Consider the following 11,653-nt stretch of genomic DNA (forward strand, 5'->3'; position numbering starts at 1 on the left):
AAAAGGAGCCCGATCATGCCAAGGCTCCTTGATATCCTCATTATAGGTTACAATATCTAGTGTACTAGTTAAGTGTCGTTATTGTTAACTTACTGCTTCATCCTGTACATGTTCTTTACAGAAGTTTTCAACTGCTTGCAGCTCATCATCTTCAAGTTCAAGCTCGATGTAACGATCCGATACTTTTTCTAACAATTCATACTTCAGCAGTCCTGTCCTTTCTTCGTCAACTAAATAAAGAGCGCGGATATATATCCCGTTCTCAGTGTATAGCTCGTCGTCTTCCTCTACCTCAACCTCAATGATAAATTCATAACGCTGTCCACTCAAAATACCAAAAGCATCTTTAATTTGATCTACTGTATAGGCTGTAAAATTCAACATGTCTTTATTCCCTCCGGATTCCCTTCAATTACGGTGCATTCTACGCCTGTAGGCAGTAGTTGTTCAACTTGTGTGCGTACCTCTGGACGAGTCAAGTCCTGACCCATGATCGAGATCCAGCCCTTATCACTACGCGAGCGGATTAGACGCCCTATGCCCTGTCTGAGCCTAAGTGCCATGTGGGGCATGTCTATCTCAGCAAATGGATCTGCTGCATCCTTGCGCAGAGCTGTAAAAACTGGATCATTTGGAGGAAATGGCAGCGACCAGATGATGACATGCGACAGGGACGGTCCTGGAATGTCTAATCCTTCCCATAATGTCACAGCACACAATACACTTTCCTCATCATTCAGAAAAGCTGAGATCAAATGGCTGATTTCAGCCGAGCCTTCATACAGAAAACGATAGGCGGATGCCTCAGGGTAAGCAGCGAGACCCGTTTGGAATGCTGTCAGTTCCTCCTGAGAAGGAAACAGAATGAGTGCTCTTCCCTGTGATTTCTCCAGCAGTGTCAGCACTCTCGGGATTGGAGTATATCCTGCTTGCAGCGGGTACAGTGCCACTTGCATCTGATCGCTGTAGTCATAAGGTGAAGCAACGGAAAACGTGAGCGGGTTTTCAACGCCCAGGCTTTGCGCCATATAGTCAAATGAGCCCTCCACGGAAAGTGTTGCCGAAGAGAATACGATTGGCATACGCTGCGCAAATACTCGTTCTTTGAGAATCTCTTTTACCATCTTCGGCATAACCACAAGCGTTAATCCATCCTGATCCTCCGTCACCCATGAAATAAGAAGTTCAGGACGCTTAAACAAGGCCAAAGCAGTTTGAATCATTTCCAAATGCTCTTCTACAATTTTGACTTGATACTCATCCAGCGAGAATAACCCACTTTCAAACACAAGCTCTTCCTCGATCGTGCCGATCAGTTCACCAAAACGGTTCACCTCCCGAATCAACGACTCATTCAGGATAAATTCCTTGCGATTAGACCCCTGTACTGGCTGACTGTTCTTATCGAGCGCAGCAAACAAAACCTCGCTTTGGGAGATTGCATCTTCGATCGTCATCGCCAGCGATTCCCGCACTTCCCCCTCCAACAGCCGGGTAATAATAGACTCAAATTGAGTGTGCTTAAGCTTGTAAGTAAGCGCATTTTGTGCCGCTGTCTCCAGCAAATGCCCTTCATCAAACACAACAGAGCTGTGCTCCGGTAGCAACGGCAGCTGACCCTCGCGCTTTCTCGCTTCGTAGGTCCATACATGCTCCATATAAAAGTCATGAGAGCAGATGACCAAATCTGCCGCTTTGCGGTAATGATCGCGAGACAATGTTTGTCCACAACGATGCCGCTGATGACAAACGAGACAGTCTTGGAATACATCCCATCCAAGCCTGCTCCACTGTCCATCGGTTAGCTCGGGATACTCTTTCCGGTTCCCATATGGAGTGAAAGACTGTAGCGTATCTGGAAAATGAACAAAATCAGGCAGACCCTGGTAAATATCGCGGAAAACATCCGCGTCCTCGTCCAACCCGCTTCGCACCTCATCCAGCTTGTTCAGGCAAATATATTGATCCGGCGACTTCCCCAATCGGGCATCAATCGTCAAGCTTAAGTGCTGTGCCAGCTTGGCAATATCTCCTTCTGGCTTCACCAGCTGTTCAATCAATGATTCATCCGCACAGGCGATAATCGCCGGTTTTCTTGTGTATCGGGCATATGCAATAGCGTACAGCAGGTATACCAGCGTTTTTCCAGTACCTACACCCGCTTCCGCAAAAATAGTCTTTTTTTCCTTATAGGCACGTTCCAGCTGGAATGCCATATAAATTTGTTCATCCCGAACCTCGAAGCCGACTTCAGGCAAAACTTCATAAAAAACATCTGCAATCCAGTCACTTGCCTGCTCAATAAACGGCTTGGACGGATCAAAGGCAAAAGGATAAGTAGTCAATCGGGCTGTGCCTCCAATTCGTTCATAATGTGCATCCTTTCATTATAACGCAAAACAAGCTAAAAAGAACATGTAAACTGTAAGAATAACTTACATTTTTTATTTTGTCACAATGGAATTTTTTCATGACATAATGAGAAAACAAAGAAACCAGCGAATGCTTTCAGCACTGGCTGGCTTCTTTTTCACTTTTGCTGCATCAAATCTGGAATTTGTTCCAGCAATCGTCTTTTATTATTCACTTTATATTAAATAATATTCCCTCTTCTGTAACAGGCAATTTCTTTAATTTATCATATTAGAAGCTACTGATTAGAAGCTACTGAAGGCAAGGGCGATTCTTGCTCATATCGTCGCAACTCTTTTTTATTTACAACCAATGTATTGGCACATAGATCGTGCACTCCCTGTTTTTTCGCCGTAAAAGCGACCACAATGTAAATAATATGAATAAGAATAAAAGAAATGACTTTAATCCAGTACCGTCCGGACGCGTGTAAGAATCCTAGGCGGTTTCCTTTGCTGTTGACTACAACTAGAGAAAACACAAGTTTCCCCGGGGTAGCCTGTACTTTCGATGATTCCAAGAAACTACAATATAGCCATGGTAGCACAAGCCAAAGAGCCAGCGGCATCCATATTAAAAATTCTAGTATGAAACCCGTCTCCTCTATATCCAGAAGAACTGGAATTATGGAAAATGTCCCCCCAATCAAAAGAACTATCGCAAAGACAATAATCAGATCAATGATAAACGCTGCCGTTCTTACCCAAAATCCTCCGTAAATCTTTCTTACGCTATCACTTGTTGCAGTCATAATGATGTAACTCCTTTACATTCGTTAAAATCCATTTTATTCCTTTACCCAAGGAGATATCATAGGCTCACTTCCCTAAATTGTCAATTTACGAATAAACACTCATAAACAAGTAGAAGGACCTATTTTCATGCATCAAAATGAAAATTTTAATAGGAATAAAGAGCTCATATACTATGCTATTCATCTGTTTGGACAAGAAATTAATACCGCTGGGCTCTTATCTACCTATATGTAGTACTTTGGCATCGAATTAAATTCAGTCTTTTTCACACGCTAAAAAAACACAGCGTATGCGTAAACGAGATTACACATACGCTGCTTACTATTCATTCTGTGCATTTGACAAGTAACAGCCCGATTGGAAATGGGGTTGTTCCTGCCCATCTGACTCACTATGCTTCTCGCTTTTCAACACTAAACAAACCTTCCTCACCACGCAGCTTTGCCAATGCTTCGACAAAGAAGTAATCGCCGTAGATAATGGGCACATTGATGTGTCTTTGCTCAGGATAATGTACGGTTCCGTTCATCAGCAATCCCTCATGTTCTTCGCCCCATGCCGTACAGGTATGATGCAAGCCCTTGAGGATGGATTCTGCAGCTTTTGTAAATTTCTCTGCACGTGCCGAATATTTTGCCAGTTCCAGCAAACCACTGGCGGCAATGGCCGCAGCTGACGAATCCCATGCTTCGCGGTGCCCTTCCTCGGCTCTAAAATCCCACACAGGCAGGCAAGCGTCGCCCAACTGGGATAGGAAAAAGTCAGCCGTGTTCTCGGCCACCTTTAAATAACGCGAATCGCGCGTGTACCCGTATGACAGCGCAAAACCGTACAGGGCCCAAGACGTGCCGCGTGCCCAGGCGGAACCGGGAGCAAATCCCTGCCCGCCATGCTCAGCGACCTTTTTTCCAATCGCCGGATCGAACTCAATCACATGCGCGATGGAGCCGTCTGAACGAATGAACTCACGTGCCACGGTATCTGCATGCTGAACAGCAAGAGCAGCAAAGCGTGGATCTCTGCTTTCCTCCGAAGCCCAATAGAGCAAGGGTAAATTCATCATACTGTCTATAATCGCAACACCTCGTGTATCCATGTCCTTCGAATGGAAGTTCCATGCGCGAATAAAGCGGCCATTCACGTTAAAACGGGCCGCCAGCAAATTAGCAGCCAACAATCCCCGTCTTCTGGACTCTGAATCTCCAGTCAACCGATGGGCGGCCACACCGCTGAGCAGCCAAATAAACCCAAGATCATGATCTACTGCTTCGCTATTGTAGAGTATTTTTTCCAATCGGGCCTCGCAGCGTTGTGCAATTTTGGCGGTCTCCCAGTCAGGACGTGTCCGATGGACCAGCCATAGCAGTCCCGGATAAAAGCCTGCTGTCCACCACGCTTCCTCACAATTATCATAACGTCCACCCTTGGCAACATGTGGAAAGGCATCCCCCAGTCTTGCCGCCAAGGCATGCGTTTTATCCAATGCCAGCTCCCATGATTGCTCCAGCCATGCTTCTGATTTTATCATTCTTTTTTCCCTCCACTTCCACATGTTTGAAGATAACTACAACTCCCGACCTAAACTAGTCAGCTAACCGAATGATAAAGGAAATGCTACTGCCGCCACACTCCAAACGCGCTCCCTTAAGCAATCCATTTCGGCAGGCTACGGAGGTTAATTCTTCAGGCCATACGACATTTGTTCCTTCCGTCGTGGGGATAACTTCAAGGCTTGCACCCGCATATTCTACTCGAATGCTTTCAGTTTCCTCCCCAGCTGCCATTACATGATGAATCACGCTTCGTTCCTGACCGTCATACGCCATTAATGGAATAAGGGCCCCCACATGCTGAATATTGCCTTGAAGCTCATACGACACTTCAATTTTGCCAGGCACCTGACGGTAATGCGTTCGGATTTCCCTCACTCCCGGGAATGGACCTTCCCACAGCAGAGTAAAATCTGTCTCTCCAGCAGACGCTGAGCTGTGCTCCAACTGTACGTTTCCTCCGCCATCCTGCGGATCAATTCCTCCATCCCGGTCAAACTCCAATGTACCGGGGATTCCTTCTGACAAGCTGTGCCACTTTCCATCCTCGGTTTGCCAGGCTGGTGTATAGCTCAGCGGGAAAATATCTCCCTCTGCGAATCCCGTAAAGCCGCGATCTGCGTGTCCTGCCGAGGACGGGCCGATCAGAGACGGCAGTGCAGAACGTTGGATACGTACGATCCCCGGAATATTGTATGGATCGTTGATTGAGGTTTGTACAAGCATTTGCTGTCCATCTACAGCTGCAATGACGGTCTGAAACCAGCCGTCCGTTGCCAATACCCGACTGCCAATCTCTGCCGGGATAAAAGTTGGCGGAATACGATCAATCTCCTTCCCGTGTAGAAGGGTATAGGCCAGTGCAGCTGCCGTCCACAGACTGTAGCAGGTATGATTCGAGTACACCTCAAATCCATGCCGTGCCTCTGACGAATAATAGTTGCGGACGATATGCAGCTTGCCATCATCGTTCTGCCAACGGTCAATGGATTGCCAGCAAAGATCTGCTGCCCGCCGAAATGCACCTGCAAGGCCATACTCGCCTGATGTATACGCCTGCTGCGCATGTGTTGTAAAAACAAAGGCTGCAGCAGCTTCATTCCATTGGTGCTGTGCGCTTCTTCCACGCGGAGGAATTTCCCCATGCGGGGATAAAGTCAGCAATGAGCTGAGTGCGCCCCTGCGAAGGTAGTCACGCACTTCAGAAGCACAGCCGCCATTATATCCGCTCTCCAGCATCACGCCCAGATGAAATCGTGTGACAATATCGTAAGCAAATGGGCTATTAGGCCGATCCAGTGGACCATCTTGGTACAGTCCCAAACCAGTAAAGCGAGGCAAATGGTAGTTGCGGATATACGTCTCCATCCACTCAGAATCAGCTGCAATCCCTTCTTCGGCACGCAAAAACTCGCCGGAAATCATGATTGCGTTCCAGTTGATCATCCGGTTCGGATTCTTCATTTTGTTCATCGTAAAAATGTAAGCTTGTTCAGGCTGAATTCTGCTCAATTGCTGCTTCCAAGCCATGGCTTGCTCTGGCAGTAGATTTTTAAGGATACGATACGCACCCATCACCATAATTGGAAAAAAGTCCGGGTGATGATCCGGTGCTTTTTCCTCCACTACACAGACTATGCTATGCGTCAAGGCTGCAGCAGCAGATTCGAGTAAATCATGCCGGCCTTTTTTGACCAGCACAGCCGCAGCCAACGCATAGGAGGGAGTGGAGTAATACCGTTCACTTTCAGAATGAGGGTCAATGATAGCTCCGTTGTCATCTTGATACGAGGCATATGCACGAACCAGCTTTTCCAGCACAGCCAGCTTACGTTCGTGTGTCCATTCGTCATTTTCTCGATTTGGTGCGCTTTCCACCTGTTCTATAAATCTCTCCAGTTCCGTCTGCCAAGGGTATACGCTGCCTGTATGAAGCTTATTCATTCTGTATGCCTCCCATTAAACATGAAGATTGATGTATGGTAAAAAACAGATTGCAATCGATACTTGCTGAACCATCCCAGCGATTGGAGTCCAGTTGCAGCGACGTTTTATAAAACACAAAGGGGACCCCGTCATGATCTATATGCTTTACAGCCTCCAACCTCTGCCTCAGTACGCCAGCATCATAATCTAGCCTAACCACGGCATTTGTTCCCCTCCATTCCACGAAGCCTGCTCCTGCGCTAGGCTGAATACGGCTGATCAAAAGCTCTTCCACATCCCACGGCCTTACGTTCATGCCAGACTTCTCAAACCCAAAATGATCTGTAACAGTAAGCCTTGCTCCCTCGTTTCCCTCCGGTACACTCCAGGCAAAGGAGCGGGTGAAAGTAGCCAATTCATCTACAGGATACGCAGATGTCAAATCAAGCTTAAACCTTGTAACTGTCTGTGCTCCCTCATGCTCATCCATATCAGCATCCAACACAACCGCCCTTGCCTTTGCTCCAGATTGCTGCGTGGTGCCATTGATGATGGGCACGGAATGACCGCTGGAGGAAATATTGATAATCGACTCCCGTCCCGGTGAAAAATAAGCTTTCGTGTACAAGCCTGCTCCCAGATCACAGAGTACATTTTCGCCACCGCCATGAAGGATGAAATGCCCAAGATCATTATGATTGTGTGGCTCATTGTTATGCCCAGCCTTGGCTGAAAATGCTAGTACGGCACCTGATTCATCCTGCTGTCTCCCAGGTCCACCATGACTGGATCTCCGGCTGCGGCACATCAACCACCCGAGCTGCGGCAAATAATCGACTACGCCTTCACCGTATCCATAAGCCACAGGATTCGTCCAGACCAGGTTGCGCAATACATGAGCCCAGCGGCGACACGGATCTTCCAACAGGCCAGGGACGCGGAAAGGGAGTGTAGATGGGCTCCCTCGCAAAAAATTCACCTGGGAGATGAGTCCGGAAGGCAATCGTTCCGTTTCACTACTGTCTGAATAATTAGCGAAAATACCGTCTGACAGGTGGACCCGTTCTGCGAAGGCTGCGATTTGCCTTACCTTTTCCAAGTTCATAATATCTACTGCCCCCTCGGTAAACTCACGCAGCACATCGGCAAAATACATAAAATAACCAAAGCCATACACCCAGTAACCTACGCCTTCAGGACATCCGCCGTCCTCACTGTAGCCTGCCAAAAAACAATCCAGCGCGCCCAGCATGTGCTCGATGGCTACCGCTTTGGAAAGGTCGTCTTTTTCCAGCAGCAATGCAGCAATCCCGCAACCGGAGGCACATACTGCCGACCAGTTATGCTCTGCCGTTTCCCAGCCAAAATGACGAGGCTGCCAAAAAACTGGTTCCAGTACACGGCGCTCGACCTCTTTGTGTACCTGAACGACTACGCGGTCAGCCAGTCTTTCCCCGAGCAGCAATAAAATTTCCACCAGCATTTGCGCTGTTTCGGAAGCAAATAAATCCACCTGCTGCCCAGGCGGTGTTGCAGTGTCCTCTTCATTGACATGTGCAGGAAGCGCCCAAGTGTACTCGCTGCATATGTCCAGCAATCCGTTTTCCACCTCTTTCATATTTCGAGGCACTGGATCAGCAACAGCTGCCAGCACGATAGCAACCAGACGTCCGCGCCGTTCAAAGTACACATCCTCATACGGCTTGCGCTCTCCTGTATTAGCAAATTGTCGGAACAGAGACAATGATAGTTCAGGCCATGGTGCTTCCCGAGCATCATTACAGATACGTCCAATGTCCTTCCAAAGCTCGGCGTATGCTGGTTCCTCGACCGTTGCCCGCAGCCTTTGGGTCCAATTGCTCCTTAACCGTTGTCTTGCTGAATCTTGCACTTTGCCAGCCAGCGCGTTGACGAGCCGCGAAGCAGGCCAAGTCTCCTTCAGAAGACTCATTCGCATTTCCTCCCCGTGAGAAGCATTCGTTCCGTCTTTTTTTGTTAACGCTTTCATTGTATCTAACAATCAGCCTAAATTCAAAGGGGTAGGAATACATTTGAAAAATATAAAAAAACCTTCATGACCACGTTATGGGGTCATGAAGGTTCTTATTTTATGTTCTTGCGTTCTATACAGGTTCGCTTGATCCGTTATTCTAAGCTTTAGGTTTCTCTTGTTTCCAGTTTCTAATCCCGTCATCCTCCAGAATCCCCAATGCGGCATCTGAAATATTAGGATCACGTAACAGAGCATCCTCGACTCTAAATTTAATATCATCAGCATCTGCCAACGTCATGCCCGGAGTAAGCTCGATCACCCCTTCAACGTGATAGTAACGTCCCTCCTGCAAAATACGCATTTGAGATATATCAGTCACATGTGTATCTGCCAGAATAATGGAAGCCACACGTTCTTCGATATCAGGAGGTGCCGATACACCAATCAAGCCCACCATATTGTCATAACCGACCCGAAAAGCAACACCAACCATTAGACAACCGATGAGAATACTTGAAATCCCGTCCAGCAGTTTAAAATCTGTCAGCGATGTGACCACTACAGCTAGCAAGGCAAGCACCCCGCCTGTCGTTGCTACCAAATCCTCATAAAACACCAGACGAGTTGGCGGCGCAGCGCGTCCCACATGACGGAACGCAGACGTAAAAATACCGAGTCCCTTGGCTTCCACTCTGGATTCATGGAGCACTTCTTTCATCGCTTTGCTCCATACAAATCCGTCAACCGCCAATGACAAAACCAAGACCACTACATTAATCCAAAATCCTTGCGCGGATTCGGCCGGATGCTGCAATAAATGAATTCCTTCCAATACAGTTTCATAGGCCATAATCGTTACGACAATAACAGCAACCATACAAAAAAGATTAATTACCCGTCCGAAGCCGGTAGGAAAACGTTTCGTAGGTTTTTTCTCTGCCAATACACTACCCGCAAATACAAACATTTGGTTCACTGCATCCGCAATAGAATGCATCATCGTAGCAAACATAGAGCCGCTACCTGTCAAGGCAAAAGCAATCCCCTTAATCAGGGCAATGCCGGTATTACCCAACGCTGCCGAGCCCGAAGATTTATTTCCTTTTTTGACCATACTCCAAAAGGAGTCCTCTCTCTGTTTCACTTCCATCTTGCAGCTCCTCCTGAGGTATACATAATCTGACATATTCACATGATGTAATCGCTTGTTATGTATTATTTTTAACCCGTCCATATTTTACCTAACCATTAGAAGAGAAGCAACATAAACAATGATATGCATCCCATAAAAAAAAGCTAAAAACATGCTCCTTAGAATCTGGAGCATGCTTTTTTTCTCTAGTATTATTTTTTTCTATTATTCAACCATAAGTATGTGAGCCAAAACAAAGATGTCAATATACCGGCGACCACTGATAATTTCAGTATGATTCCAAAGTAGGATAACATCGGATTTGGTGCATACGCGGTTGCTGACATGATCATGCAAGACAAGCCGACGAAGATTATGGAGACAGCAATTGTCCAATCCGATTTATTCATCATTCACCTCTATGTTTTAAAGCGAGCTAATAAGACGAATCATCCCATTTGTAGCCTATTCCCCAAACCGTTTTTATAGGGTTATAAGACAGTTCAGCAAACTGCAATTTTTCTCGAATGTTTTTGATATGAGTATCAATCACTCGATTTTCTCCCAAAAAATCGTTTCCCCATAAGCGTTCAACGATAGCGTCCCGTTCGAACGTTCGTTGTGGATGCTGGGCTAATAATTCTAAAATATCATACTCCTTTTGTGTTAAGTCGATATTTTCGTTCAGCACCACTACCTGCCGCCGTTCCGGATAGATGGTTAAATCTAGGAAGGTAAGCTTCTGCTCCCTGACCACAGCATGGGCTTGATGGCTGGAGCGTCGCAACAATGCATAAATTCGGGCAATAAGTTCTTCCGGGTCGACAGGCTTCACGACATAATCATCCGCCCCTATGCCAAGTCCCAGTACCTTGTCCTTAACCTCACCTCGAGCGGTTAACATGAGTATTGGAACAGGCGCAATTTCTCGCATTTTCTTGCAAACCTGCCATCCGTCCATATCCGGCATCATAACGTCTAATAATACAACGTCATGCGTTTGGCTCCTAAAAGCCTTCAAACCTTCACTTCCGTTAGATGATTCGGTTACGTGAAACCCTTCGTTACTTAAATAAATGCGAAGAAGATTTCGCATATTCCATTCGTCATCGATCACAAGCACTCTTAACTGACTCACGCCTATTCCCCTACCTTAATGAAGTCGTTGTCCCTACATCAGCATAACAAACATGAGAACAAGTATCCATTTGAGGTTATATTCCTGATTTTGCATTTTTAGATGACTTTAAAGCTTCTTGACACTGCTTCAACATTTCCGAGCCTTCCTTACCTACCATCATTTTTTGCATATTCTTCTGATGATCCATCATCCCCTCCATGTCCATATCTTTACTCATAGATACGTGCATACCTCCATTTTCATTCATCATACTCATCGTAACGTTTGACATATGCGCATGGTCGGCTGCTTGATCAGACTTAAGCGACTGTTCACTACCTTTAGCTTGACCGATGTTCCATTGACTCACCAGATTAAATCCAATTATTGGCAATACGATCATTGCCGCAAGCAACCAGTATTTCTTTTTCATCAGTTATTCGCTCCGTTTCGTCTCATTTTTTCATTTATCTAAAAGCTATCATCCATGAACCTTCTCATGTATCTGATTTAATTGCTTCTGTATTGCCTGGTTTTCCTTAACAAGAGCCTCATACTCTGATCGGCTTACCGCATCTTGTTCTTCCTTTCTTTTACCATTACCATGACCATGATGTCCTTTCATGCCAAACATCATAAAAATCATCATGATAGGGCATGCAAGCACAAGCAGCCAACTCCAATCCATGCTAATCCCTCCTCTCTGGGCGTCTTGAGTATAGCCCTTAATTGTGTGGTTTTTATGAGGAAATTCTTATAATTAAA

Annotated in this window: 10 protein-coding genes; all 10 read right to left on the bottom strand. The window is 46.2% G+C overall.

Going from position 1 to position 11,653, the window contains the following annotated elements; all coding sequences use genetic code 11:
- Positions 1–84 precede the first annotated feature (84 nt).
- A complete protein-coding gene (locus tag ACQQ6X_RS16075) occupies positions 85–384 on the bottom strand; it encodes a DUF6509 family protein (protein WP_305166161.1) in 300 nt (99 codons plus the stop codon).
- Positions 378–2,345, bottom strand: a complete 1,968-nt coding sequence (locus ACQQ6X_RS16080) for an ATP-dependent DNA helicase (RefSeq protein ID WP_305166162.1) — start codon at positions 2,343–2,345, stop codon at positions 378–380. Before ACQQ6X_RS16080 ends, ACQQ6X_RS16075 begins: the two co-directional genes overlap by 7 nt.
- 305 nt (positions 2,346–2,650) lie before the next feature.
- Positions 2,651–3,163 carry an RDD family protein gene (locus ACQQ6X_RS16085; protein ID WP_305166163.1) on the bottom strand — a complete coding sequence of 171 codons (513 nt, stop codon included), beginning with the start codon at positions 3,161–3,163 and terminating at the stop codon, positions 2,651–2,653.
- A gap of 395 nt (positions 3,164–3,558) precedes the next feature.
- On the bottom strand, positions 3,559–4,695 hold the full coding sequence (locus ACQQ6X_RS16090) for a glycoside hydrolase family 88 protein (protein ID WP_305166164.1): 1,137 nt from the start codon (positions 4,693–4,695) through the stop codon (positions 3,559–3,561).
- A gap of 55 nt (positions 4,696–4,750) precedes the next feature.
- A complete protein-coding gene (locus tag ACQQ6X_RS16095) occupies positions 4,751–6,661 on the bottom strand; it encodes a glycosyl hydrolase (RefSeq protein WP_305166165.1) in 1,911 nt (636 codons plus the stop codon).
- Entirely contained in the window at positions 6,654–8,594 is a 1,941-nt protein-coding gene (locus tag ACQQ6X_RS16100; RefSeq protein ID WP_305166166.1) for a heparinase II/III family protein, read from the bottom strand. The genes ACQQ6X_RS16095 and ACQQ6X_RS16100 overlap by 8 nt, the downstream gene beginning before the upstream one ends.
- Before the next feature lie 199 nt (positions 8,595–8,793).
- Entirely contained in the window at positions 8,794–9,786 is a 993-nt protein-coding gene (locus tag ACQQ6X_RS16105) for a cation diffusion facilitator family transporter (protein ID WP_305166167.1), read from the bottom strand.
- Between the two features lie 418 nt (positions 9,787–10,204).
- On the bottom strand, positions 10,205–10,906 hold the full coding sequence (locus tag ACQQ6X_RS16110) for a response regulator transcription factor (RefSeq protein WP_305166168.1): 702 nt from the start codon (positions 10,904–10,906) through the stop codon (positions 10,205–10,207).
- Positions 10,907–10,982: 76 nt separating this feature from the next.
- The gene (locus ACQQ6X_RS16115) at positions 10,983–11,321 is read right to left on the bottom strand and encodes a hypothetical protein (protein ID WP_305166169.1); all 339 of its coding nucleotides are present in this window, start codon (positions 11,319–11,321) and stop codon (positions 10,983–10,985) included.
- A gap of 48 nt (positions 11,322–11,369) precedes the next feature.
- On the bottom strand, positions 11,370–11,576 hold the full coding sequence (locus ACQQ6X_RS16120) for a DUF2933 domain-containing protein (RefSeq protein ID WP_305166170.1): 207 nt from the start codon (positions 11,574–11,576) through the stop codon (positions 11,370–11,372).
- Between the last annotated feature and the right edge of the window lie 77 nt (positions 11,577–11,653).

Origin of the sequence: Paenibacillus ottowii, assembly GCF_050516475.1 — a bacterium.
Lineage (GTDB): Bacteria > Bacillota > Bacilli > Paenibacillales > Paenibacillaceae > Paenibacillus > Paenibacillus ottowii.